Below are 24,813 nucleotides of genomic sequence, written 5' to 3'. Positions count from 1 at the left end.
ACCTCACCGTCACCTTATGGCCGATACGAAAACCATCCCCAACGTGCTCACCATCGCCGGTTCCGACTCGGGCGGCGGCGCGGGCATCCAGGCCGATCTGAAAGCGTTCTCCGCGCTCGGCGCGTACGGCGCAAGCGTCATCACGGCGCTCACGGCGCAGAACACGTGCGGCGTCACGGCCGTGCATGCGCCGGAAGCGGCGTTTATCACCGCGCAACTCGATGCCGTGTTCGACGACATTCGCATCGACGCGGTGAAGATCGGCATGCTGGCGAACGCGGATATCGTGCGCGCCGTCGCCGATGCGCTCAGGCGGCATAAGCCGACGCATGTCGTGCTGGATACCGTGATGATTTCCAAGAGCAATCACGCGCTCCTCGCGCCGGAAGCGGTGGCGGCGTTGCGCGACGAACTGCTTCCGCTTGCCACGCTGGTGACGCCGAATCTGCCGGAGGCGGCGGCGCTGCTCGGCTCGACGCCAGCCGTCGCCGAAGACGAAATGGTCCGTCAGGGCGAAGCGTTGCGCTCGCTCGGCGCGCGCGCGGTGCTGATGAAAGGCGGCCATCTTGTTTCGGCCGATAGTCCCGACTGGCTCGTCGAGGCAAGCGGTTCGATGCGGCTTAACGGTGCGCGCGTGCCGCTCAAGAATACACACGGGACGGGATGCACGTTGTCGTCGGCGATTGCGGCGCTGATTCCGCAAACGGACGATCTCGCGAGCGCGGCGGCTGAAGCGAAGCGCTATCTCACGGGCGCGATCGAAGCGAGCGCGCGGCTCGATGTCGGGCACGGCGTCGGGCCGGTGCATCATTTTTATCGCTGGTGGTAGCGGTCGGCGCGCGCCTGAACGCTCTATAACCGCGCCGCCGCAAAGATCCGCGCGCGCTCCGGCCAATCGTCCGGCACGATGAAGCCGCGCGATTCCTCGCGCCAGTTGCCCGCATCATCGCGTCGATAAGCCGCGATCATCGTCGGCATGGCAATCTCTTGCAGACGCGCATGAATCACCGATGCCTCGGCCAACAACGCGTTCGCATCGTCTGCGCGGAGCCGCCGCGAAGCCAGCCACGCGAGTCGTGGCTGCACGATCCACGCGCGCTCATCGCAGGCATTGCTTGCCGTGCCACGCTTCTCGCGCCAGTCTGATACCGTCATCCACCAGCCGCGCAAATGCTGCTCGCCGATTTCAGGCGCGCTCGCGACGCCTTCATCGCGATAGAAGAGCCGCCCCTTGATGAACAAGCGCGGCTCCCACGGTCCTTCGTAACCCAGCGCGATGAACTCAGGACGCGCCGTCAGCGTGGACTGATGCGTCAGCAAGCGCGCATGTTTCAGATCGAAGCGATCCTGCAAGTTCGGTCCCACGTAGTCGGAAAGTCGTGAACTTGGCGACGCGGCGTCAGCGCCGACGTTTTGCGCGGCGCATTCACCGACAATGCGGCCTGGCAGACGCGCGCCTGACGACGCGTCGATATCGACACCGCCTTGCGCGGCGTGTTCACCGGCGAAGCGATCCGGCAGACGCGCACCGGACGGCGCGTCGATCTCGCCACCGCTTTGCGCGACAGGTTTGCCGATATGCAGATAAAACTTCACCGCGAGTTCCCAATGCAGCCGCGCGCCGTCCGCCGTTTCGAGCAGAAAATCGCATTCGCCGATGGTGCGACGCTGACGCCGTATCTGCACGTTCGCGGCGATCAGGCGCGCCGCCGGCCCGTGCGCCAGGAAGAATTCCAGCAGGCTTTCCGCATAGATGCCGAGCCGAGTGCTCTTTGGGTTGCGCGTGTGGGCGTGGAGCGCGTCGGGCGCGGCATCGAGTTCGGCGAGCCACGCGAGCGTCGTTCGCCGCATTGCTTCCGAGTCGAAGGGATGAGCGAGCCGCGCGCCCGCATGATGCTCGTCGAGCAAGTCCGGCGAGAGTAGCAGCCACGCCAGATCCCGCACCGTCGTGTCGCCGAAACCATCGACGATGCGCGCGAAATCCGGCGATGGCGCCGACATCAGCGGCCGCCCTTTCGTCCTTCCTGCGCGCCCGCCTCGACGCCGAGCGCGGCGAGCGCATCCCGGTACGTGCCGCGCGCGAGGCACAGATCCGCCCAGGCCTTGGCCTTGTCGGGCAGGCTGCGCAGCAGATACGCGGGGTGATACGTGACCACCACCGGCACGCCGCGATATTCATGCACGCGGCCGCGCATCGACGCGATGCTGCCGTCCGTCTTGAGAAGACTCTGCGCCGCGAAGCGCCCGAGCGCGACGATGATCTTCGGCTTGACGAGCTCGACCTGACGTTGCAGATAAGGCTCGCAGCGCGCGACTTCCTCGGGTTCCGGATTGCGATTGCCGGGCGGACGGCACTTCAACACGTTGGTGATGAAGACGTTCGACTCGCGCGACAGTTCGAGCGCGCGCAGCATGTTGTCGAGCAGCTTGCCGGCCTGGCCGACGAACGGTTCGCCTTCCTTGTCCTCGTTCTCGCCGGGCGCCTCGCCGATGAGCAGCCAATCCGCTTCGCGGTCGCCGACGCCGAACACCGTGTTGGTGCGGCGCTCGCACAGGCGGCAGCGTTCGCAATCGGCAACGCGCGCGGCGAGCGTGTCCCAATCGAGCGTATGGATGTCGCTCGGGGCGTCGGCTGCGGCGGGCGACGGTGCGTAAAACGGCGCATCGTCGGTCCACGGGAGATCGTCGTAGGCTTCGAAAGGGGCTTCGTGGTCTTGAGGCGGGCTTGGTTCGCGTGCGGCGCGTGCCGGTTCGCGATCGGCGCGAGTGACGGCTTCGGCTTCGGCTTCGGCTTCGCGTAAGCGCGGTTGGTGGGCCAAGGCATCAGGCGATGCGTCTTGCGCACGACCCTCAGGCGCTTGATCCGGCAGCGCATCGCCAGTGGTTGGGCTCGCCACATCTCCCCGACGCGTCGCTGATGCGTCGCGTGGATTGGCCGCCGGAAGAGGCGTCAACCGCGCCTCCGATGTTTTCGAAGCCAACGATGCCGCCTCGTCCGCATCCGGACTTGCCACTTCGCCACGCGACGAACGCGAAAGCCGCGCCTCGACTGCAACTTCCGATGGCAACGTCAAGGAAGCCGAAGACGCGCCACCCGCCTCGCTCACCCGCCGCCGCACCCACACCGGCCCAAAGCCGAGTTCTTCCACAAGCAGATCATCGAGCGCCATGCGCACTCTCCTTCGGAAACGACAGACGCATGACGATTGCGTCCTCGCGCGAACGGTGCCGCGCGGGATAATAATTTTTCCGGCGCCCGATGGCCACGAAGCCAAAGCGCTCGTAAAGCTGAATGGCACGCGGGTTCGACGGCCGCACTTCGAGCAACACGCCTTCGAGCTTTTCCGTACGCGTGATGCGCACCGCCTCGCGCAACAGCGTGAGCCCCGCTCCAGCGCGCTGCGCACTCGGCGCGACGCACAGGTTGAGCAGATGCATTTCATCGACGACCGGCATCAGCACGCAATAGCCGATGAGCGTGCCCGTCACATGCCGCAAGCACACGCCGTAATAACCATTGCGCAACGAGTCCTGAAAATTGCCGCGGCTCCACGGAAACTCGTACGCCATCTTTTCGACGGCGGCGACTTCGTCGAGATCGGCCTCGGTCATCGGCGTCAGATACCGGTCCGCCAGCAGCACGCCGCTCACCGCAGCGCCCCCTCGCCCGATGCGGCGCGCGCCTGCATGCGCTCCGCCGTCGTTTGCGCCACCTTGTCGCGGATATAGTCGGGCGCGGCCAGTTCAGGTGCAATCGCCCGTCCCGCGCGCCATTCGCGAAACGCGATCAGCGCGACGGGAAGCGCGTGCGGCAAGGCATGACGATCGACGACCGTCGCGGCTGCAAGCGCGGGAAAACGCTCGCCAAAAGCCGTTGCGGCGTTGCCCGCGAGCGCAAAGGGGACATCGGGAAGCGGTACGGCCGCCGGTGCATCGAGCGATGCGGGATGCAGCGTGCGCCACGCGCCCGTTGCATCGTCGAACTCGAAGTCGGCCCAGTAGACTTCGTCCATGCGTGCATCGAGTGCGACGAGCACGCGCGCTGGCAGCGCTGCGTCGTGCAGGCGCGCCGCTTGTGCGCATGCGAAGAGCGTGCTCACGGGCACGACCGGCACGTTCAAGCCGAACGCCAAACCCTGCGCGACGCCTGTCGCGGTGCGCAATCCCGTGAAGGAGCCCGGACCCGCGCCGAACGCGATCGCCGAACATTCGGCAAGCGTGACGCCAGCGTCCTCGCACAACTCGCGCACCGCGGGCAGCAGCCGCGTGCTGGATACCGCGCCCGTCGCCTCGTGGCGATACCAGACGCGTAGATCGTCGTGTAGGTATTGCGGGGCGACGGTATCGGAAGGAGAAGAAGAATTGGCGAGCAAGAGCGCAACGGAGCAGAACTCCGTCGAGGTATCGAGGGCGAGCAGAACGGTGCGTGTCATAGCCGGTATTGTAATGCGGGACCCGCGACGCTTTCGCGCCATCTGAATCGGCGCGACGCGTTTCGGCGATGCGTGGGCTCTGGAGGCTTCGCTCGGTTCGAAGAAAACCTCGACCCATTCGGGAGAATGCGCTTGCTAAGATCGGCAGCCCAAAGACTCGCAGGAGAAACGCGCATGACCGAGATCGATCAGCAATTCGCCCAGGCGCAGAATGATGTCACGCAGTTGACCGAGCGCCCCGGCAATCTCACGCTGCTGCGCCTGTATGCGCTATTCAAGCAAGGCAGTCTCGGCGACGTTCAAGGCGACAAGCCAGGCTTCACCGATATCGCCGGCAAGTACAAGTACGAAGCCTGGGCCGCGCTCAAAGGCACACCCGCCGACGACGCCAAGCGGCGTTACGTGGAATTGGTCGATTCGCTCAGACGCGGCGACGCTGACTAATTCACGAACCAAGTATGCCGGCGCGCTTTAATGCCCGAAATTGGCGCGCAGGTGCTTCATCATGTGGCGCGGTGCAACAAACTACGATATACTAGCGGTCAGCGCTTGACTGTAAGTTGCATCACCCGAGAAAGACCCAAGCAAGATCGGTGATCCTCCGAGCAACAAAGCGTTTCGTAGCGTTTTGCTCCAATCCAGTTTAGAAACTGTCCCCTCCCTGCCAGGCCGTCTGCGTGTTGTATTAGCGCGTTGTGTTGTTCGCATCTATCGGCCCGTCATGCATCAGGCTGACGTCAGCGCCCCTCGGGTCTGCCGTATCCTATACAGCTTCTAAAAAGATTCTCGCCGCTTATGCGTGCGAGTGGCCCCCGTTTTTCGATTTGCTCGCTGTTTCTTCGCTCGCTGAATCCAACGACCTGGGTATGCCGATTGGCGCCGACGCCTCATTTCCCGTTTCAAGGATCGACATGACTTCGAGCATTACCCCCAGCCCGTTGGACAACATCGCAGCACAAGCACTAGACCTCCCCGCAGCACCCGCAGTACAAGCCGTGGCACAACCCGAAGGCCCGACGTTCGAGTCGCTTGGCCTGTCCGCCGACATCGTCTCCGCGCTGACCGCCGCAGGCTATCAGTCGCCGACGCCGGTTCAGCAGCGCGCGATTCCCGCAGCGCTCGCCGGCCGCGATCTGCTCGTCTCCAGCCCGACCGGTTCGGGCAAGACGGCCGCGTTCATGCTGCCCGCCATCGAAAAATTCGCGCAAATGGAAAAGCTCCAGGCGCAGCAACCGCGCGCCCCGCGTGACCCGAATGCCAAGCCGGTGCGCCGTCAGCAACCCGTCGCGCGCCCGCGTCTGCTCGTGCTCACGCCGACCCGCGAACTCGCCATGCAGGTTTCCGCTGCCGCGACGACCTATGGCCGTCATCTGAAGCGTCTGCGCACGGTCAGCATTCTCGGCGGCGTGGCTTACGGCCAGCAATTGATGCTGCTTGCGAAGAACCCTGAGATTCTCGTCGCCACGCCGGGTCGTTTGATCGATCACCTCGAACGTGGCCGTATCGACCTGTCGACTCTCGACATGCTCGTGCTCGACGAAGCCGACCGCATGCTAGACATGGGCTTCATCGACGACATCGAAACGATCGTTGCCGCCACGCCGGCTTCGCGTCAGACGCTGCTGTTCTCGGCCACCATCGACGGCAAGATCGCTTCACTTACCGGCCGTCTGTTGAAGGACCCTGAGCGCATCGAGATCGTTCAGAAGCTCGAAGCGCGCGACAACATCGCGCAACACGTGCATTACGTCGATGACCGCGATCACAAGGATCGTCTGCTCGACCATCTGCTGCGCGACGAAGGCCTCGATCAGGCAATCGTCTTCACGGCGACCAAGAGCGACGCGGACCTGATCGCCAACCGCCTGTCGGACGCTGGCTTCGATTCCGCCGCATTGCACGGCGACCTGCCGCAAGGCGCACGCAATCGCACGATCCGCGCGCTGCGCGAAAAGCGCGTTCGCGTGTTGGTCGCGACCGACGTGGCTGCACGCGGTATCGACATTCCCGGCATCACGCACGTGTTCAACTACGATCTGCCGAAGTTCGCGGAAGACTACGTGCACCGTATCGGCCGCACGGGTCGCGCGGGCCGCAGCGGCATCGCGGTGAGCCTCGTGCATTACGCTGAAATCGGCGCGCTGAAGCGTATCGAGCGCTTCGTGCGTTCGCCGCTGCCGGTGAACGTCGTGGTCGGCTTCGAGCCGCGCAAGTCGCCGCCTAAGGGTGGTTTCGGTGGCGGCGCTGGCGGCCGTGGTCGTCCGGGCGGCGGCAATGGCGGCGGTCGTCGCTTCGGCAGCGGCGGTGGCAATGGCGGCAGCGGTAACGGCGGTGGCCGCGGCTACGGCGCGTCCAACGCCAGCGGCTACGGTAACAAGCCGAGCACCGGTTCGCGCGAAGGCGGTTATCGCGGTGAAGGCGGCGGCTATCGCGGCGCCAACGCCGGCGGCAGCGAAGGCGGTTATCGTGGCGGTTCGCGCGATGGCGGTTTTGGTGGCCAGCGTGACGGTTTCGCCCGCCGCAGCGATGGTCCGCGCGCCCCGCGCCGCGGCAGCTAAGCCTTGATCGCTTAAACGGCAAGGCGGCTTTCGAGCCACTTTGCCCGATAGCACAAAAAAAACCGATGCCACGCGCGTCGGTTTTTTTTCGTCGCTCGCCATATTTCATGATGTGCAATGATCTTTTGCGTCGCAAAAGATGTGCTGCGCGGCACAACGTCGGGCGTTGCAAGATGGAAAACCGTGTTTCGCATCGTGGAAATATTGCTCCATCTCATTGTATTTTAACGAAAATTATTATCCGAAAATCTCTCTGCAGGGACTGTGTTGCGGGCGGCAATTTGCCTAGACTCTTATATAAGAGTTGAGCAAACGAAACCGCCGACCTCGGCGCACCGAAGCTCAAATCGCCAAGGAACTCAGTTCAATCTCAAGGAGAAACGCCATGACCTCACGTCAACAGCAAGCCCAACAACTCCATCAGGAATGGGAAACGGATTCGCGCTGGAAAGGTGTCAAGCGCAGCTATTCGGCGGAGGACGTGGTGCGTCTGCGCGGCTCCGTGCCGGTCGAGCACACGCTCGCGCGGCGTGGCGCTGAAAAGCTGTGGGCGTCGATTCATGAAGAGCCGTTCGTCAACGCGCTTGGCGCATTGACTGGCAATCAGGCGATGCAGCAGGTGAAAGCCGGCCTCAAGGCCATCTACCTGTCCGGCTGGCAAGTCGCGGGCGATGCCAATGTCGCGGGCGAGATGTATCCGGATCAGTCGTTGTATCCGGCGAACTCGGTGCCCCTCGTCGTGAAGCGCATCAACAACACGCTTACGCGCGCCGATCAGATTCAATGGTCCGAAGGCAAGAATCCGGGCGATGCCGGCTACGTCGATTACTTCGCGCCGATCGTCGCGGATGCCGAAGCCGGTTTCGGCGGCGTGCTCAACGCCTTCGAACTGATGAAGGCGATGATCGAAGCCGGCGCAGCGGGCGTGCACTTCGAGGACCAGTTGGCGTCGGTGAAAAAGTGCGGCCACATGGGAGGCAAGGTGCTGGTGCCCACGCGTGAGAACGTCGCGAAGCTGACGGCCGCGCGTCTCGCCGCCGACGTCTGCGGCACGCCGACGCTCGTCATTGCGCGCACGGATGCCGAAGCCGCCGATCTCGTCACGTCCGACATCGACGACAACGACAAGCCGTTCCTGACCGGCGAGCGCACCGTGGAGGGCTTCTATCGCACGCGTCCGGGGCTGGATCAGGCAGTGTCGCGCGGCCTCGCCTACGCGCCGTATGCGGACCTCGTATGGTGCGAAACCGGCAAGCCGGACCTGGAATACGCGAAGAAATTCGCCGAAGCCATCCACAAGCAGTTCCCGGGCAAGATGCTCTCGTACAACTGCTCGCCGTCGTTCAACTGGAAGAAGAATCTGGACGACGCGACCATCGCCAAGTTCCAGCGCGAACTCGGCGCAATGGGCTACAAGTTCCAGTTCATCACGCTCGCGGGTTTCCACGCGCTGAACTACTCGATGTTCAACCTCGCGCACGGCTACGCGCGCTCGCAGATGAGCGCATTCGTCGAACTGCAGCAAGCGGAATTCGCTGCCGCCGACAAGGGTTTCACGGCGGTCAAGCATCAACGCGAAGTGGGCACCGGCTATTTCGATGCCGTCACGCAAACGGTCGAACGCGACGCATCGACGACCGCGCTGCATGGATCGACGGAAGACGAGCAGTTCTTCGACAAAAAGGTCGCGTAAAAGCGGCAGGCTGAATCAGGGAGCGCAGTGAAACCGACGGCGGCCGTGGCGACATGGCCGCCGTTTTTCATTTCACCGTGACCTGTCACCGATAGACGATGACCGGAATCTTGGTATGCGTAAGCACGCGCTGTGTCTCGCTGCCGATCAGGAGACTGCCGAGCCCGCGTCTGCCGTGCGAGGCCATCAGGATCACGTCGCAGCCGTTGCCCTCCGCCGCCTCGATGATGCCGATATACGGCGCCGCGTCGATGCTCGTCACGCTGTCGCACGCCACGCCTGCCGCGATCGCCGCGCGTTCGACGGCGCGCAGATGATCGCGGGCTTCGCGTTCGGCGCGCGTGTGGAAGTCGTCGGGTGGTTCGACGGCGACATCGGCGAAAGGCGAATAAGGGTATTGCGGCAGGCACGCGTAAGCCGTGATGCGTGCGCCAACGGATTGCGCGAGGTCGATCGCGCCGTCGATGGCCTTTTGCGACAGTTCGGAACCGTCCGTCGGCACAAGGATGTGTTTGAACATGGCGTCCTCCTTCGGGCGTCGGTGCGTGCTTTCATTCTAGTGCCGCAAACGCGCGATCAAGGGCGGTTCATCCCCAGTATCCCGAAGCGTTATACGTATGCTTGAGCAGATCGAGAAAAAGACGCACGCGCAACGGCAAGTGCCGGCGTTGCGGAAAAACGGCGTGGATGCCGATAGGCGGCGCGGCGAACGCATCGAGCACGCTCTCGAGGCGTCCCGCGCCGATATCGTCGCCCACCTCCCACCACGACCGCCACGCGAGCCCGCGCCCTTCCATGCACCACTCGTGCAGCACGGCGCCGTCCGAGCACTCCATCGTGCCGGAGACTTTGATCGTCACTACCTTGCCATCTTGCTGAAACACCCAGCCGCGCTGCTGATTCGCCGATGCCCCAAGCGCGAGACAGTTGTGATGCGCAAGCGCCGCGAGGTCCGCGGGTTCGCCGAATTTCGCGAGATAGTCGGGCGACGCCACGCACACGCGCCGGTTCTCGCCGAGTTTGAGCGACACGAGCGACGAATCCGGCAACTCGCCGAGACGCACGGCGCAATCGAAGCCTTCGTTGACGAGATCGACCATGCGGTCGGTGAGATCGAGGCTCACGGAAACGTCCGGATGCAGCGACGTGAATTTCGGCACGAGCGGCGCGACGTGACGCCGCCCGAAGCCCGCCGGCGCCGACACGCGCAGATGCCCGCTCGCCTTCACGCCGCCCGCCGACACGCTCGATTCCGCGTTCTGCATGTCGTTGATGATGCGCTGGCAGTCTTCGAGAAACGCCGAGCCTTCGAACGTCAGCGTGATCTTGCGCGTCGTGCGCACGAGCAGCTTGACGCCGAGCCGTTCTTCCAGCGCGTCGAGCCGCCTGCCGATCACTGCGGGCGCGATGCCTTCCGCCTGCGCCGCCGCCGACAAGCTGCCTTTTGCCGCGACGGCCGCGAACGTCTCAATCTGCTTGAATCGATCCATGCGTTTTTGTCGTCAAATGCGGGACTCGCGCTCAGATTAGGTATTAAAAAGTAAAAGATCAAGTGATCCGGCGATGCTTTTTCCTTCACTACGATCACCAATACAATCCAACCCGACCTCTACATGGAGCGCACGGCTATGTCGGCCATAACGACACACCCATCTCCCCGCGCAGTGATTTTCGACGCCTACGGCACGCTCTTCGATGTTCACTCGGTCGTCTCCGTGGCCGAGCAACTGTTTCCCGGCAAGGGCGAGCCGCTCTCGCAGCTCTGGCGGCAAAAGCAGATCGAATACACGCAGTTGCGCACGCTCGCCGATCCGTCGGGTAGCCATTACGCGCCGTTCTGGGACATCACGATCGATGCCCTGCGCCACGCCGCCGCCCGCCTCGGTCTTGCCGATGCGCTCACCAGCGCCGCCGAGAAGCGTCTGATGGACGAATACGCCTGCCTTTCCGCGTTCCCCGATACCGTGACCGCGCTCAAACAATGGCGCGAGCGCGCAAGCATTCCCCTCGCGATCCTGTCCAACGGCAATCCGCCGATGCTCGATATCGCCATCAAAAGCGCGGGCATGACGGGCCTCTTCGACCACGTGCTTTCCGTCGATGCGGTGCGCGCCTACAAGCCCGCCGCCGCCGCGTACGAACTCGGCACGCGCGCTTTCGGCGCGGCGGCGCGCGAGATCGTGTTCGTGTCGTCGAACGGCTGGGATATCGCGGGCGCGACCTGGTTCGGCTACACGACGTTCTGGATCAATCGCGCCGGCTTGCCGGTTGAAGAACTCGGGCTCGCGCCACGTGCAACGGGACGCGGCATGGCCGAACTGATCGAATTCATCGAAGGTGGATGCAAGCCACAGGACATTCCCTTACGTGGTGCGCGCCGGGCGCCGCGCAACTGATTTACCGCTTCACCGCTACAAGCAAAACCGTCTGACCGACCAAGGAGATTTGAACATGACGCAGACATCGCAATCGCATCCGCTGTCGTTGCCCGAGGGCATGCGCATCGCGGCCGAGATCAAGCCGGGCTTCGAAACCGTCCTCACGCCCGAGGCGCTCGCGCTCGTTGCATCGCTGCATCGCCGTTTCGAGCCGCGTCGCCGCGAACTGCTCGCCGCGCGTATCGAACGTACCCGGCGGCTCGACGCAGGCGAGCGTCCCGACTTCCTCGCATCGACCGAATCGATTCGCGCAGGCGACTGGAAAGTGGCGCCGTTGCCGAAGGACCTGCAATGCCGTCGTGTGGAGATCACCGGTCCGGTCGAGCGCAAGATGATCATCAACGCGCTCAACTCCGGCGCGGATTCGTACATGACCGACTTCGAGGATTCGAACGCGCCGAGTTGGGACAACCAGATCACCGGCCAGCTTAATCTGATGGAGGCCGTGCGCCGCACCATCTCGCTCGAACAGAACGGCAAGTCATACAACCTCAACGACCAGGTCGCCACGTTGATCGTGCGTCCGCGCGGCTGGCATCTGGATGAGAAACACGTGACGGTCGATGGCGAGCGCGTCTCGGGCGGCATCTTCGACTTCGCGCTGTTCCTGTATCACAACGCGAAGGAACTGATCGCGCGCGGCAGCGGCCCCTACTTCTATCTGCCGAAGATGGAGAGCCATCTCGAAGCGCGTGTGTGGAACGACATCTTCATCGCGGCGCAGGAAAGCGTGGGCATTGCGCGCGGGACGATTCGCGCGACCGTGCTGGTCGAAACCATTCTCGCCGCCTTTGAAATGGACGAGATTCTGTACGAACTGCGCGAACATAGCTCCGGCCTGAACGCAGGCCGCTGGGATTACATCTTCTCCGCGATCAAGAAGTTCAAGAACGATCCAAACTTCTGCCTCGCCGATCGCGCGAAGATCACGATGACCGTGCCCTTCATGCGCGCGTATGCGCTCGAATTACTTAAGACGTGCCACAAGCGCAATGCACCGGCTATCGGCGGCATGGCGGCGCTGATTCCGATCAAGAACGATCCCGCCGCGAACGAAAAAGCGATGGGCGGCGTACGTTCCGACAAGGCGCGCGATGCCACCGACGGTTACGACGGCGGCTGGGTCGCGCATCCGGGACTCGTGCCCATTGCGATGGAAGAATTCGTGAAAGTGCTCGGCGACAAGCCGAATCAGATCGCGAAGCAACGTGACGACGTACAGGTGAGCTCACACGATCTGCTCGATTTCCGTCCCGAAGAACCGATCACCGAAGCCGGTTTGCGCAATAACGTGAACGTGGGCATCCACTATCTCGGTTCGTGGCTCGCGGGCAATGGCTGCGTGCCGATCCATAATCTGATGGAAGATGCCGCGACCGCCGAGATTTCGCGTTCGCAAGTGTGGCAGTGGATTCGTTCGCCGAAGGGCAAGCTCGACGATGGCCGCAAGGTCACGGCAGCGATGGTGCGGGAGATCACCATCGACGAACTCGAGAAGGTGAAGCAGTTGGTCGGCGGCGCGGGCAGCGATACCAAGCCTTACGAACGCGCGGCCAAGATCTTCGAAGAGATGTCGACTTCGGCGCAGTTCACCGAATTTTTGACCCTGCCGCTTTACGAGGCGATCTGACCCGCGAAGGTTGAGTCGTTCATTGCGAAACGTGCATTGCGAACAAACGGCCTGCGGGCCGTTTGTTCATTGAGACGTGGCGAACGAATCGCGCATGGCGTGTGCTACATTGCGCATCGTCTTTTTAACGATTCAACCGTGGAGCGCACTGACCGTGCGAACGACAGCATGAGCAATATCCAGCTCGATATCGAATGGACCGAGGCGGCATCGCGCAAAATCGAGAAACTGATGCCGCGCAACGCCAGCAAGGACGCCTATCTGGCACTGCCGCCGGTCGAATGTTTGCCGATGGAAGGCGATGTGCTTTTCCTTGGGCCGTCAGGCAAGCAGCAACCGTTTATCGTGGCCGAGCGTCAATATCATCACGACGGCGATGCGGACTGGACCATCATTCTGATCCTCGACGTCCCGCACGAAACACACTAACGACCCAACGGCATCCGCGCCGTTCATTCACGCCGCAGTTCAGAGAATCTTGCCTGCGACGTGAACCTCGCCGTGCTCGGCCAGTTCCGGCGACTTGGCGCGAAACGCCTGGATATGCGCGGACTTGCCGTGCTCGGCGAGCGCCTCTTCGCTTTCCCAACGCTCGACGAAGATGAAGCGGCGCGGTTCCTTCACATCGCGATGTAAGTCGTATTGCAACGCGCCGCGTTCCTTGCGAGTCGGCTCGACATTCGCTTCGAGCGCTTTCCTGAGTTCCTCTTCCTTGCCTGGCTTCGCGACAAAAATAGCGACGACAGCGACTTCCGACATAAGTGTTCTCCTCGTTTCAATGTTGGGATGGAACGCGAAGCATAACCGCGCGCGGCGCACTTTGCCGTTTTCGATCCACAAAGAAAAAACCCGCGTTCCGAATGAAACGCGGGTAAAAACCGTCGCCCTACGAGGATAGGCGACGGGGCCATCGGGGTTCGCGAGAACGCGAACCATTATTCGTTTGTCCTGTTTCGGCGCTTCGCGGTGCCGTGTTCGCCGATGACGTAATGTACTGTCCACTCGGTCATTTTCTATAAGCTTTTGCGCACATAGCGCGATAGAAAGAATCCTCTGCGCAATAAGGGCGGAACGCTCGCATATGCGTTCAATCGCACGACCGATTTTTTCGCTATCGGCTTAACTTGTCGCGCCGAGAAAGGTTGACGAAAAAAAACCGCCTCGATGACGAGGCGGTTTGCACACGATGAGAGCCCGAAGGCTGCGAACGCGATGTTCAGCCGATCTGACCGGCCAACAAGGCCATGATCTGTCGCGCTTGTGGCGACGAATCGAGCTGACCTTTGTCGTCGACGATTGCGACGCGTGTTTGCTGTTCGGTGACCGCGCGCACGTTGACCTGATATTGCTTCGCGACCATTTCCTTGCGGCCGTGGAACACTTGGCTCCAAAAGCCCTGCTCGGCCGATGTCTTGTCGTTCGGATCGACGTAACGCACGTAGTAGACGCCACGCCCACGGTCGCGATCGTCCACGGTGAAGTTCGCCCGATCCAGCGCGATGCCCACGCGCAGCCACGCGCGGTCGTAGGCTTCGGGCAGGGTCAGCTCCGACGTCGTGGCTTCGGGTACGGCTTCGTTGCGAATGGGGCTGTTGCCTGCGTTGACCGCGTTCTGCGCGGCAACCGATGCAGCCTTCTTGTCGCCAGCCTTGGCGCTCGCCGCCGCGGCGGTCGCGCCCGGCAAAGACGTGCCGCCCGCTTGACGCGTGTCCGCGTTGGTAAGCGAAGTCATCAGACGGCGCAGGTATTCGTTTTCGAGCGCGGGGTCGTTCGGACGCGCCTGCCACTGGCTCGTGTCGTTGTTCACGCCGGTCAACGCTTCACGCATGCCCTTCTGGCTGATAAACACGTACGTGCCGCCGTTGGGCGCCGCTTCGAGACGCGTGCGGTATTTGTTGCGCTCGGCCGTGACATAGGAATTGCCCGTGGCCTTGGAGAGCGTGTCGCGAATCAGGCCATCTGAAATTTGCGGATGCGTTTCGTTCCAGTCGGTTTCCATCACGCCCTTATCGCGTTGATCGACGACGAGCAAGAAGCCCTGCTCTTGCCAAAACCGGCGGATCTGCGGCCAGACCTGATCGGGCGCGCGGTCGTCGACGACGAGCCAGCGCTCGGCGCCATCGCGCTGAATGCGCATGCCCGTGATTGGCGGCACCACCGTGGGTGCGGTGGGCGCGACCTTCTGGACTTGCTGCAGATCGGAAAGGGATGTCTGCCCGCCCTGTGGCGGCAGCGAACGCTGATCGACGGCTTCGTCGAGCAGGTTCGGCGGATTCGCGAGAGTTTCCTGCTTGGAGCGCTGATCGCTCTTGTAGTTGATCGCGTTAGGTGAAGACGTGCCGCAACCCGCCACGATTCCTGCCACTGCGACGACCGCAGCAACCCGCCTGGTTACACGAAAATCTGTCATGTCTGGAAAGTCCTTCCGCAACGCCACGGGTTCTTCCGTGGATCAACCCAGCATTTTACCGGTCTGGCGGTGTCTCTGGCAAAAAGAGGCCGGTTTCGTTTTCCGCGACGCTCGTCGCGATATTGATCCACGGAAACTGGATGCTTTTTGTCGCCGAGATTTGTTGGCAATTCGCCATCGGCAGCGAATGCGCTTTTGTTGCGGTCAAAAGGCATGGATGCACCCAAGCCATTAAATCGTCTTCGCCTCGAAATGACAATTTATGACAGTCTCAAAAATAGGCGATTTGGCTTTTCGAGCTTCGTAACGTACTGATTTTCAAGGCACCACGCCCGTCTTTCGAAGGCTTTTCGCGGCTTTCGAGTGCCTCGGGCGACGGTATCGCCCATCCCCTTCTTCCCTCTAGAATCGCTCTCAAAATTAAGACTTATCTGAGTGAAACTGAGAGAGGAACACGTGACTACGCCAAGACATACGCTAAGAAATCCTCATTACCTCGCGGCGGCCTGCATCGCGCTCGGCGGATCGATGGCCGCGCCTGCACAAGCGCAACTCGGCGCGATAGCGCGCAGCGCCGTATTTTCGCCAGGTGTCGTCGCGCATCGATCGACGCACGGCCTGCTCGATTACGTCGAAACGACGGACGCGAACGGCATCGTCGTGCGCGAATACGTCGCGGCCAGCGGCGCCGTGTACGCAATCTCCTGGCGCGGACCGGCCATGCCCGACACCGAAGCGCTGCTCGGCGCGTACTTTCAGCGCTTCAAGGACGGCGCGAACGCTTCGTCGGGCGATGCCGGTCTGCACGCGACGCGCATCGCGAATGGCGATCTCGTCGTCGAAAATCACGTGCGGCTGCGTGAGTTCAGTGGCCGCGCATGGCTCGTGAGCGCGCTTCCAGTTGGCGTATCCACCGCCGATATTCAATGACGATGGAGGCACGCATGCCTATTCGCACGCATCTCACGCTTCTTATCGTCACCGCACTGACCTTGACCGCATGCGGCGGCGGCGGATCCGACAGCGCCACGCCGGCACCCGCGGCACCTGCACAAGCCAGCGCGCCCGCGACGGCCAGCGCGCCGGGCCCGGCAAGCGTCCCGGCCGCGGCAAGCGCCGCCAGCAGCGCCAGCGCGGCATCCGCACCGAGTGCCGACTCCACCACCGTCGTGCAATCGACCACGCCGAACGTGCAAACCATCACCGTGACCAGCACGCCAACTCGCACGCGCAACATGCTGCAGACGAGCGTCACTATCTGCGTGCCGGGCACGAATACTTGCCAGACCATCGACAACATCCAGGTCGATACCGGCTCGCACGGGCTGCGCGTGCTGGCGTCGGCGCTGAACTCGCAAATCGCGCTGCCGCTCGTCGCGGCAAGCGGTTCGAATGGGTTCGTCGCCGAATGCTCGGTGTTCGGCACGGGCTACACATGGGGCGCCGTGCGCACCGCCGATGTGCGGCTCGCTGGCCAAGTCGCGGGGGCAACCTCCGTGCAGTTGATCGCCGATGCATCGACGCCCACGGCGCCCGCCGATTGCGCACAGTCCGGCCTGCCGATGCTCGACGCATCGAAGCTGCGCGGCAACGGCATTCTCGGCGTCGGTCCGTTCACCGCCGATTGCGGCGCGGGCTGCGCCGCCTCCGCCATGCCGCGCTGGTACTACACCTGCAACGCGGGCGGCGGTTGCACGGCGAGCAGCTTGCCGGTTGCGCAGCAGGTGACCAATCCGGTCGCCAATTTCGCCGCCGACAACAACGGCGTGCTGATCGAACTCCCCGCCATTCCAGCCGCAGGCGCATCCGCGGTCACGGGGACGATGACCTTCGGCATCGGTACGCAGGCGAACAATCTGCTTGGCTCGGCGACGGTGTTGAAATCGAGTTCGTCTTCCGGCTATGTGTCGACGAGCTTCGGCGGCAGTCAGTATGGGACGAGCTTCATCGACAGCGGATCGAATGGGTTGTTCTTCCCTTCGACGAGCATCACGACATGCGGCGCGTGGTATTGCCCGGCGGCGACGCAAGCCTTGAGCGCGACCGTGCGTTCGACGAGCGGCATCACGACCGACGTCTCGTTCAGCGTCGCGCAATCGACCACGTTGATCGCAAGCGGCAATTTCGCGTTCAGCAATCTCGCCGGACCGTCGAGCGGTTACTTCGACTGGGGCTTGCCATTCTTCTTTGGGAGACGCGTGTTCACGGCGCTCGAAGGACGCGCGACGCCCGCAGGAAACGGGCCGTATTACGCGTTCTGAAAAGCCGAGGGCCGTTCGCGATGAACGGCCCTCGGCTTGACATGCCGCAACAGGCGGAAAGCTACTTACTTCTTCTGCGCCTCTTCCTCGAAGATCTTCTGCGCCAGATGGAACGCTGAGTTCGCGGCCGGCACGCCGCAATACACGGCCGTCTGCAACAGCACTTCCTTGATCTCGTCCTGCGTCACGCCGTTGTTCTTCGCGGCGCGCAGATGCAACGCGAGTTCCTCGCCACGATTGAGCGCGACCATCATCGCGATGGTGAGAAGGCTGCGCGTATGACGCGGCAAGCCATCGCGCGTCCAGATTTCGCCCCACGCATAGCGCGTGATGAAGTTCTGGAAATCCGTGGTGAGATCGGTGCGGTTGGCAAGCGAGCGGTCCACGTGCGCATCGGACAGCACCGCGCGGCGCACCTTCATGCCGGCTTCGTAACGTTCGTCATCAGTCATGGTTGTTCTCCGAGAAAGTCGAGCACGGCGCGCGTGTAATCGTCGCGCTTCTCGATGTTCGACAAATGCGCCGCGTCCAGTTCGACGTAGCGCGCGCCTTCGATATAACCCGCCAGTTCGCGGCCCTGCTCGGCAGTCGTCGACAGATCGTGCGTGCCTGCGATCACGAGCACCGGCAGCGCGATGGTCTTCGCTTCGGCGCGCAGGTCGGCGTCGCGGATCGCTTCGCAATTCGACGCGTAGCCTTCGCCCTCCGTATGCCGGAAGACATCGCGGATGTTGGCGAGCACGAGCTGCTCGCGCTCGATGAACGGCGCGGTGAACCAGCGCGCGATCACGGCGTCGGTCAGCGACGACATGCCGCCTGCTTCACGCGCTTTCGCGGCGCGCGGCGTCCACACCGCATCCGAGCCGATGAGCGCCGCCGTGTTCGACAGCACCACGCGCGAGAAACGTTCGGGATGACGCGCGGCGAGCCCGATGCCCGTGAGCCCGCCCATCGACAGACCGCAGTAATGCGCGCGTTCGATACCGAGATGATCGAGCAGCCCGACGACATCGCCGATCAACTGATCGATGGTGTACGGCCCCGCTGGCGCGTCCGAATGGCCGTGGCCGCGCGTGTCGTAACGCACCACGCGGTAGTGCTCGGCGAACGCTTCGACTTGCGGCGTCCACATGGAGACATCGGCGCCGAGCGAATTCGACAGCACGAGCCACGGGGCGTCATGGCCCGCGCGGGCATCGACTCGATAGTGAATCCGGGTACCGTTGATAGCGGCAAGGGGCATGCTGTATCGCTCCTGAATCTTGTGCGCTCACGCGTTCGCGCGATGAAGCTCGAGCGCGGCGTCGACGAAGGCCTGTGCCTGACCGGCGTAATTCGCCGGATCGAGCAAGGATTTCAACTGTTGTTGCGAAAGATGCTGCGTGACGGTTTCGTTCGCGGCGAGCACTTCGAAGAGAGACTGGCCGCTTGCCACCGCCGCCTTCGACGACTGCTCGACGAGCTTGTGCGCATCCAGCCGGCCGATGGCGTCGCCGAGCGCGAGCATGACCGCTTCGCCGAGCACGAGACCGTTGGTCGCGTCGAGATTCCGCGCGAGCCGCGCGACGTTCACTTCGAGACCCGGCACGATGCCCTTGATATTCGACAACGCGCCCGCCGTAAGCCGCGCGAGATCGGGCAGCGCTTCCCATTCCGCCTGCCAGCCGCCGAGTGCGCGTTCGTGTTCCTGCACCATGCCCGCGAAAATCGTCGCGACGAGATTGGGCGCGCGCGTCGCGGCAGTAAGCACCGCCGCGCAACCCACGGGATTGCGCTTGTGCGGCATGGTGGACGACCCGCCCTTGCCTGCCGCGGCCGGCTCGGCCAGTTCGCCGAGTTCGGTCTGCATCATGAGCGAGATGTCGCGCGCGATCTTGCCAAGCGTGCCCGTGAGCATGCCCAGAAACGCCGCCGCCTCCGCGATGCGATCGCGTTGCGTATGCCAAGGCAGCGCGGGCAGGGCGAGCTGAAGTTCATCGGCGAGCGACTGCGCCACCGGCAAGGCCTTGTCGCGCAGACTCGCCAGCGTGCCCGCCGCGCCGCCGAATTGCAGCACGAACACGCGCGATTTCAGTTCGTACAGACGCCCGCGATGACGCGTCACCGCATCCAGCCATTGCGCGAACTTGAGACCGAGCGTGATTGGCAGCGCCTGTTGCAACCATGTGCGGCCGATCATCGGCGTCGCGTGATGCTTCTGCGCTTGCTGCGCGAGCGATGCGGCGAGTTCGCGCAGATCCGTATCGATCAGTTCGAATGCGGCGCGCAGTTGCAGCATGACGCCCGTGTCGATGATGTCCTGACTCGTCGCGCCCCAATGCACGTACTTGGCGGCCTCGGCGTCGCCGGCCTTCACCACGGCGGTCAATTGCTTGACGAGCGGAATCGCGAGATTGCCGCCGGCGGCCGCGCCGGTCATCAACGCGCCGGCGTCGATGTTGTCGGCATTGCACGCGGCGACGATCGCATCGACCGCGCTCGCCGGAATCACGCCATGCTCCGCCGATGCACGCGCGAGCGCCGCTTCGACATCGAGCATGGCCTGCACCGTCGCGCGCGCCGACCATAGCGCGTTGGCGGTCTCGTTGCCGCAGATGAGATCCGTGAGACGACCGGTCGAGGCGAACATGTCCTTAGACACGCTCGATGACCATCGCAATGCCCTGGCCCACGCCGATGCACATGGTGCAGAGCGCGAAGCGCCCGCCCGTGCGCTGCAACTGATAGCTCGCGGTCGTCACGAGCCGCGCGCCGGACGCGCCGAGCGGATGTCCGAGCGCGATCGCACCGCCGTTCGGGTTGACGCGAGGATCGTCGTCGGCAATGCCGAGCATGCGCAGCACGGCGAGCCCTTGCGAGGCGAAGGCTTCGTTCAGTTCGATCACATCGAACTGGTCGATCGTCATGCCAAGGCGCGCCAACAGCTTCTGCGATGCGGGCGCCGGTCCAATACCCATCACGCGCGGTTCGACACCCGCGGTCGCGATGCCGAGAATGCGCGCGCGCGGCGTGAGGCCATGACGCTTCGCGCTTTCTTCGTCGGCGATCAGCATGGCGACGGCGCCATCGTTCACGCCCGAAGCGTTGCCCGCCGTCACCGAGCCGTCCGGACGCACCACGCCCTTCAGCTTCGCGAGCGTTTCGAGACTCGTCTCACGCGGATGCTCGTCCTGCGACACGACGAGCGCGTCGCCCTTCTTCTGCGCGATGCTGACCGGCGTGATTTCCTGCGCAAGCGTGCCGTCCTTCTGCGCGCGCGATGCCCTCTGCTGACTACGCAGCGCGAACGCGTCCTGATCGGCGCGGCTCACCTTGTAGTCGTCGGCGACGTTCTCGGCGGTTTCGGGCATCGAGTCGACGCCGTAGAGCTTCTTCATCAGCGGATTGACGAAGCGCCAGCCGATGGTCGTGTCGTGAATCTCGGCCTGACGCGAGAACGCGCTCGTCGCCTTGCCCATCACGAACGGCGCACGGCTCATGCTCTCGACGCCGCCCGCGATCAAAAGGCTCGCCTCGCCCGACTTGATGGCGCGCGCCGCGATGCCGACCGCATCCATGCCCGAACCGCACAGGCGGTTGACCGTCGAACCGGGCGTGCCCACAGGCAAGCCGGCAAGCAACGCCGACATGCGCGCGACGTTGCGATTGTCTTCGCCCGCCTGATTCGCGCAGCCGTAGATCACTTCCTCGACGGCTTCCCAGTCCACTTCCTTGTTGCGTTCGACGAGCGCGCGCAGCGGCACGGCGCCCAGGTCGTCGGCACGCACGGAAGACAGCGAACCGCCGTAACGGCCGATCGGCGTGCGGATGGCATCACATACGAAAGCTTCTTTCATCGGTCAACTCCAGTTATCTCTCAGTCGAAGCGTTTATGCAGCCTCGGACAGCGGCACGTATTGCAGCGGCACCTGGGCCAGCTTTTGCAGTTCGTCGAACGACAGACCTTCCACCATCTCGCGCACGACGAAGCCTTCCGGCGTCACGTCGAACACGGCGAGGTCCGTATATACGCGATCCACGCACTGTACGCCCGTCACCGGATAAGAACACTCGGCCACGAGCTTGCTCTCGCCTTGCTTCGTGAGCAGTTCCATCATCACGTACACCTGCTTGGCGCCGATGGCCAGGTCCATTGCGCCGCCGACGGCGGGAATCGCATCGGGTGCGCCGGTGTGCCAGTTGGCGAGGTCGCCCGTCGCCGAGACCTGGAACGCGCCGAGCACGCAGAAGTCGAGATGGCCGCCGCGCATCATCGCGAAGGAATCGGCGTGATGGAAGAACGCGCCGCCCGTCAAGAGCGTGACGTGCTGCTTGCCGGCGTTGATGAGTTCGTCGTCCTCTTCGCCCTTCGCGGGCGCGGGACCCATGCCGAGCAGGCCGTTTTCGCTGTGGAGGAAGATTTCGCGATCCGCCGCGAGATGATTGGCGACGAGCGTCGGCACGCCGATACCGAGGTTCACATACGCGCCTTCGGGAATGTCCGCGGCCACGCGGCGGGCCATTTCGTCACGGGAAAGTTTCTTCATGGCTTCGATCCTTCAGGATGCAAGTTCAGCTTCGAGTTCGGCGGCATGCACCGCCTGCGGCACTTCGACCACACGTTGCACGAAGATGCCCGGCGTCACGATGTTCTCGGGGTCAAGCTCGCCGAGCGGCACGACCTTCGACACCTGCACGATGGCGGTCTTCGCGGCGCTCGCCATGATCGGCCCGAAGTTGCGCGCCGTCTTACGATAGACCAGATTGCCCCAGCGGTCGCCCTTATAGGCCTTCACGAGCGCGAAGTCGGCGTGTAGCGGCGCTTCGAGCACGTAGTGCTTGCCGTCGATCACGCGAGTTTCCTTGCCTTCGGCGAGCTTCGTGCCGTAGCCGGTCGGCGTGAAGAATCCGCCGATGCCCGCGCCCGCCGCTCGAATGCGCTCCGCGAGATTACCCTGCGGCACGAGTTCGAGTTCGATTTCGCCCGCGCGGTAGAGCGCGTCGAAGACGTGCGAGTCGGTCTGACGCGGAAACGAACAGATGATCTTGCTGACGCGCTTCGCCTTCAGCAAGGCGGCGAGACCCGTGTCGCCATTGCCCGCGTTGTTGTTGACGATGGTGAGATTGCGCGCGCCCTGTTCGATGAGCGCGTCGATCAGTTCCGAGGGCATGCCCGCCGTGCCGAAACCGCCGATCATGATGGTCGCGCCGTCCTGCACATCCGCCACCGCCGACGCGAGCGAGTCGAAAATCTTGTTGATCATTGCCGTACTTTCTCCTGTGTCGAACCGACTTGCGTGTCAGCGGCTGCTTGAAGCAAACGCATCTCGGGGTTTACCTGTGCGCCGACAAGCTTGCTTCGAAATGTTCGATATGCGAACATGGATTCGTTAAGCGAACATCGGCATGTTAGTCCCCGGTTCTTTGTCGTGTCAACGAAGCATGCGCGAAGTGCGGGTTTGTACGGGTCTTCACGCTTTCAATATGTCCACTCCAACGAATGCCGACGCGGATTCATCCGATAACCCCGCGCGTCCCGGCGACGCCTACGTGCAATCGTTCGCGCGCGGGCTTTCGGTCATCCGCTCGTTCGACGCGAACCGCCCGGCGCAGACGCTCACCGATGTCGCCGCCGCGACCGGCTTAACGCGCGCAGGCGCAAGGCGCATTCTCCTTACGTTGCAGACGCTCGGTTATGTCGAAGCCGATGGCCGCCTCTTCCAGCTCACACCGAAGATACTCGACCTGGGCTTCGCCTATCTCACGTCGATGCCGTTCTGGAATCTCGCCGAGCCGGTCATGGAAGAGCTCGTTGCGCAAGTTCACGAAAGCTGCTCGGCGGCGGTGTTGAACGGCGCGGAGATCGTCTACGTGCTGCGCGTGCCGACCCACAAGATCATCACGCAAAATCTGTCGATCGGCAGCCGTCTGCCCGCGTTCTGCACGTCGATGGGCCGCGTGCTTTTCGCCGCGCTCGACGACGCACAACTCGACAAAGCACTCGATGCCAGCGAACTCGTCGCGCGCACGCCGCACACCATCGTCGACAAGACTGCGCTCAGGGAATCGATCGCGCTCGTGCGGCGCCAGGGCTGGGCTATCGTCGATCAGGAACTGGAAGAAGGATTGATCTCGCTATCGGCGCCCATTCGCGACCGGCAAGGCCGCGTGATCGCCGCGCTGAACCTCTCCGGCAACGCGCAGCGCAAGAGCGCGAAGCAAATGGTGAAGTCGTTCCTGACGCCGCTGCAGGAAGCGGCGCAGCGCGTGTCGGACATGGTTGCGCGGCGTGGATGATCCGCGCGACACTCCACTATCCGCGAAGGCGAATGCCGCATGACGCACTATTTCGCCGGACGATAACGACGGCCGCATGACCGACCTCGACCTGAATCTGATCCCGTTCCTCGTCGCGATAGAGGAGACGCGCAACGTGAGCCGCGCCGCCGAGCGGCTCGGCGTGAGTCAGCCGCGCGTGTCGACGGCGCTCGGACGGTTGCGCGAATATTTCAACGACCCGCTGTTCGTGCGGACCTCGCGCGGCATGGAGCCGACGCCGCGCGCCCTGGCGCTCGTGCCGGCGGCGCGCGAGGCGCTCGGGCGGATCGAACGCGGTTTGCTCGATACGCAGCACTTCGATCCCTCATCGAGCACCGACACGTTCTCGATAGCGCTGTCGGATGTCGGCGAGATCGTGTTTCTGCCGCGCCTGTTGCAGGCGTTCGCAACCGAGGCGCCGCAAGCGAATCTGCGGTCTGTGTCGGCTTCACACGGCGATGTCGAGCGCGGACTCGAAGCCGGCTCGATCGATCTGGCGGTCGGCTATTTTCCCGATCTGCGCGGCAACAACTTCTTCCAGCAGCGGCTCTTTTCGCACCGGTTCATCTGTCTCATGCGGCGCGATCATCCCTTCGCGCACGAGCCTCTCACGCTCGAACGCTTCTGCGCATGCGGCCACGCCGTCGTGCGCGCCGAGGGACGCAGTCAGGAGATCCTCGAAAATCATCTCGACAAGGAACGCGTGCGGCGCCGCGCCGTGCTGGAGACGCCGCACTTCATGAGCTTGCCGTTCATTTTGTCGCGTACGGATCTCATCGCGACGGTGCCGCATGCGATCGGCTTCGCGTATGTGGCCGAACACGCGTCGATCACGCTCGCCGAGCCGCCGCTCGCGCTGCCGAGGTTCGATCTGCGGCAGCATTGGCATCGCAAGTTTCATAACGATACACGCACGAGTTGGCTGCGTGGCGTCGTCGCCTCGCTCTTCAACGACGCACTCGACGAATGGCCGAAGTGACGGGCAGCTTTTCCTCGACGTGCGGCGATGTCTAACGCCCGCTCCGGCTTGCGTCCGAGTGGCCCTCATCCGCGGATAAATCCGGCTAACATTGGCGTTTTGTTTCCTCGAAGG

Annotated in this window: 25 protein-coding genes; 11 read left to right on the top strand and 14 right to left on the bottom strand. The window is 63.3% G+C overall.

Annotated elements, in window-relative coordinates; all coding sequences use genetic code 11:
- Positions 1 to 16 precede the first annotated feature (16 nt).
- Positions 17 to 829, top strand: a complete 813-nt coding sequence (gene thiD, locus NCR40_RS05435) for a bifunctional hydroxymethylpyrimidine kinase/phosphomethylpyrimidine kinase (RefSeq protein ID WP_250508916.1) — start codon at positions 17 to 19, stop codon at positions 827 to 829.
- A gap of 23 nt (positions 830 to 852) precedes the next feature.
- Here the strand turns inward: thiD and NCR40_RS05430 are convergent, their stop codons facing one another.
- Genes NCR40_RS05430 through tsaB form a run of 4 tightly spaced genes read right to left on the bottom strand, consistent with a single transcriptional unit; the run spans position 853 to position 4,433 of the window.
- The gene (locus tag NCR40_RS05430; RefSeq protein WP_250508915.1) at positions 853 to 2,001 is read right to left on the bottom strand and encodes a DUF1853 family protein; all 1,149 of its coding nucleotides are present in this window, start codon (positions 1,999 to 2,001) and stop codon (positions 853 to 855) included.
- Complete coding sequence (locus NCR40_RS05425; RefSeq protein WP_250508914.1) at positions 2,001 to 3,170, bottom strand: uracil-DNA glycosylase family protein; 1,170 nt, start codon at positions 3,168 to 3,170, stop codon at positions 2,001 to 2,003. The genes NCR40_RS05430 and NCR40_RS05425 overlap by 1 nt, the downstream gene beginning before the upstream one ends.
- Complete coding sequence (gene rimI / locus NCR40_RS05420; RefSeq protein ID WP_244827734.1) at positions 3,157 to 3,651, bottom strand: ribosomal protein S18-alanine N-acetyltransferase; 495 nt, start codon at positions 3,649 to 3,651, stop codon at positions 3,157 to 3,159. Before rimI ends, NCR40_RS05425 begins: the two co-directional genes overlap by 14 nt.
- On the bottom strand, positions 3,648 to 4,433 hold the full coding sequence (gene tsaB / locus NCR40_RS05415; RefSeq protein ID WP_250508913.1) for a tRNA (adenosine(37)-N6)-threonylcarbamoyltransferase complex dimerization subunit type 1 TsaB: 786 nt from the start codon (positions 4,431 to 4,433) through the stop codon (positions 3,648 to 3,650). Before tsaB ends, rimI begins: the two co-directional genes overlap by 4 nt.
- 174 nt (positions 4,434 to 4,607) lie before the next feature.
- Between tsaB and NCR40_RS05410 the strand changes: the two genes are divergently transcribed.
- From NCR40_RS05410 to aceA, 3 genes are all read left to right on the top strand, one after another.
- Complete coding sequence (locus NCR40_RS05410) at positions 4,608 to 4,877, top strand: acyl-CoA-binding protein (RefSeq protein WP_244827732.1); 270 nt, start codon at positions 4,608 to 4,610, stop codon at positions 4,875 to 4,877.
- Between the two features lie 467 nt (positions 4,878 to 5,344).
- Positions 5,345 to 6,991 (top strand): DEAD/DEAH box helicase, encoded by a 1,647-nt coding sequence (locus tag NCR40_RS05405; protein ID WP_244827731.1) that lies wholly within the window; start codon positions 5,345 to 5,347, stop codon positions 6,989 to 6,991.
- Positions 6,992 to 7,376: 385 nt separating this feature from the next.
- Positions 7,377 to 8,684, top strand: coding sequence for an isocitrate lyase (gene aceA, locus NCR40_RS05400; protein WP_244827730.1), 1,308 nt, complete (start codon positions 7,377 to 7,379; stop codon positions 8,682 to 8,684).
- A gap of 85 nt (positions 8,685 to 8,769) precedes the next feature.
- On the opposite strand, the gene NCR40_RS05395 is transcribed toward aceA, so the two are convergent.
- Both NCR40_RS05395 and NCR40_RS05390 read right to left on the bottom strand, forming a co-directional pair.
- The gene (locus NCR40_RS05395) at positions 8,770 to 9,204 is read right to left on the bottom strand and encodes a universal stress protein (protein ID WP_244827729.1); all 435 of its coding nucleotides are present in this window, start codon (positions 9,202 to 9,204) and stop codon (positions 8,770 to 8,772) included.
- A gap of 67 nt (positions 9,205 to 9,271) precedes the next feature.
- Complete coding sequence (locus tag NCR40_RS05390; protein WP_250508912.1) at positions 9,272 to 10,174, bottom strand: LysR family transcriptional regulator; 903 nt, start codon at positions 10,172 to 10,174, stop codon at positions 9,272 to 9,274.
- A gap of 138 nt (positions 10,175 to 10,312) precedes the next feature.
- Between NCR40_RS05390 and NCR40_RS05385 the strand changes: the two genes are divergently transcribed.
- From NCR40_RS05385 to NCR40_RS05375, 3 genes are all read left to right on the top strand, one after another.
- Positions 10,313 to 11,080 carry a haloacid dehalogenase type II gene (locus NCR40_RS05385; RefSeq protein ID WP_250464453.1) on the top strand — a complete coding sequence of 256 codons (768 nt, stop codon included), beginning with the start codon at positions 10,313 to 10,315 and terminating at the stop codon, positions 11,078 to 11,080.
- 55 nt (positions 11,081 to 11,135) lie between these two features.
- Positions 11,136 to 12,752 carry a malate synthase A gene (gene aceB, locus NCR40_RS05380; RefSeq protein ID WP_250508911.1) on the top strand — a complete coding sequence of 539 codons (1,617 nt, stop codon included), beginning with the start codon at positions 11,136 to 11,138 and terminating at the stop codon, positions 12,750 to 12,752.
- A 168-nt stretch (positions 12,753 to 12,920) separates the two neighbouring features.
- Positions 12,921 to 13,181: a DNA-binding protein gene (locus NCR40_RS05375; protein WP_244828011.1), complete on the top strand. Its 261-nt coding sequence runs from the start codon at positions 12,921 to 12,923 to the stop codon at positions 13,179 to 13,181.
- A 39-nt stretch (positions 13,182 to 13,220) separates the two neighbouring features.
- Here the strand turns inward: NCR40_RS05375 and NCR40_RS05370 are convergent, their stop codons facing one another.
- Positions 13,221 to 13,511, bottom strand: coding sequence for a putative quinol monooxygenase (locus tag NCR40_RS05370; RefSeq protein WP_250508910.1), 291 nt, complete (start codon positions 13,509 to 13,511; stop codon positions 13,221 to 13,223).
- A gap of 457 nt (positions 13,512 to 13,968) precedes the next feature.
- Positions 13,969 to 15,162, bottom strand: coding sequence for an NlpB/DapX family lipoprotein (bamC, locus tag NCR40_RS05365; protein ID WP_250508909.1), 1,194 nt, complete (start codon positions 15,160 to 15,162; stop codon positions 13,969 to 13,971).
- Between the two features lie 456 nt (positions 15,163 to 15,618).
- Here bamC and NCR40_RS05360 point away from each other — a divergent pair, with 456 nt between their 5' ends.
- Both NCR40_RS05360 and NCR40_RS05355 read left to right on the top strand, forming a co-directional pair.
- Complete coding sequence (locus tag NCR40_RS05360; protein ID WP_244827723.1) at positions 15,619 to 16,092, top strand: DUF2844 domain-containing protein; 474 nt, start codon at positions 15,619 to 15,621, stop codon at positions 16,090 to 16,092.
- Positions 16,093 to 16,106: 14 nt separating this feature from the next.
- The gene (locus tag NCR40_RS05355; RefSeq protein WP_250508908.1) at positions 16,107 to 17,423 is read left to right on the top strand and encodes a DUF3443 domain-containing protein; all 1,317 of its coding nucleotides are present in this window, start codon (positions 16,107 to 16,109) and stop codon (positions 17,421 to 17,423) included.
- A gap of 65 nt (positions 17,424 to 17,488) precedes the next feature.
- Here NCR40_RS05355 and pcaC read toward each other — a convergent pair whose 3' ends face one another.
- Genes pcaC through NCR40_RS05325 form a run of 6 tightly spaced genes read right to left on the bottom strand, consistent with a single transcriptional unit; the run spans position 17,489 to position 22,666 of the window.
- Positions 17,489 to 17,875 carry a 4-carboxymuconolactone decarboxylase gene (pcaC, locus tag NCR40_RS05350; protein WP_244827721.1) on the bottom strand — a complete coding sequence of 129 codons (387 nt, stop codon included), beginning with the start codon at positions 17,873 to 17,875 and terminating at the stop codon, positions 17,489 to 17,491.
- Positions 17,872 to 18,666, bottom strand: coding sequence for a 3-oxoadipate enol-lactonase (pcaD, locus tag NCR40_RS05345; RefSeq protein ID WP_250508907.1), 795 nt, complete (start codon positions 18,664 to 18,666; stop codon positions 17,872 to 17,874). The genes pcaC and pcaD overlap by 4 nt, the downstream gene beginning before the upstream one ends.
- A 27-nt stretch (positions 18,667 to 18,693) precedes the next feature.
- Positions 18,694 to 20,052, bottom strand: coding sequence for a 3-carboxy-cis,cis-muconate cycloisomerase (locus NCR40_RS05340; protein WP_250508906.1), 1,359 nt, complete (start codon positions 20,050 to 20,052; stop codon positions 18,694 to 18,696).
- A 4-nt stretch (positions 20,053 to 20,056) separates the two neighbouring features.
- Entirely contained in the window at positions 20,057 to 21,259 is a 1,203-nt protein-coding gene (pcaF, locus tag NCR40_RS05335) for a 3-oxoadipyl-CoA thiolase (RefSeq protein ID WP_250492243.1), read from the bottom strand.
- 33 nt (positions 21,260 to 21,292) lie between these two features.
- Positions 21,293 to 21,949 (bottom strand): 3-oxoacid CoA-transferase subunit B, encoded by a 657-nt coding sequence (locus tag NCR40_RS05330; protein ID WP_244827717.1) that lies wholly within the window; start codon positions 21,947 to 21,949, stop codon positions 21,293 to 21,295.
- 12 nt (positions 21,950 to 21,961) lie between these two features.
- Positions 21,962 to 22,666, bottom strand: coding sequence for a 3-oxoacid CoA-transferase subunit A (locus tag NCR40_RS05325; RefSeq protein ID WP_244827716.1), 705 nt, complete (start codon positions 22,664 to 22,666; stop codon positions 21,962 to 21,964).
- A 220-nt stretch (positions 22,667 to 22,886) separates the two neighbouring features.
- Here NCR40_RS05325 and NCR40_RS05320 point away from each other — a divergent pair, with 220 nt between their 5' ends.
- Both NCR40_RS05320 and NCR40_RS05315 read left to right on the top strand, forming a co-directional pair.
- Complete coding sequence (locus NCR40_RS05320) at positions 22,887 to 23,699, top strand: IclR family transcriptional regulator (protein WP_250464436.1); 813 nt, start codon at positions 22,887 to 22,889, stop codon at positions 23,697 to 23,699.
- 76 nt (positions 23,700 to 23,775) lie between these two features.
- Entirely contained in the window at positions 23,776 to 24,699 is a 924-nt protein-coding gene (locus tag NCR40_RS05315; protein ID WP_250508905.1) for a LysR family transcriptional regulator, read from the top strand.
- Positions 24,700 to 24,813 lie beyond the last annotated feature (114 nt).

The organism is Caballeronia sp. GACF4 (assembly GCF_023631025.1).
Classification (GTDB): Bacteria; Pseudomonadota; Gammaproteobacteria; order Burkholderiales; family Burkholderiaceae; genus Caballeronia.
Note: the sequence above shows the minus strand (reverse complement) of the source record. Positions and strands in the feature narration are given on the sequence as shown.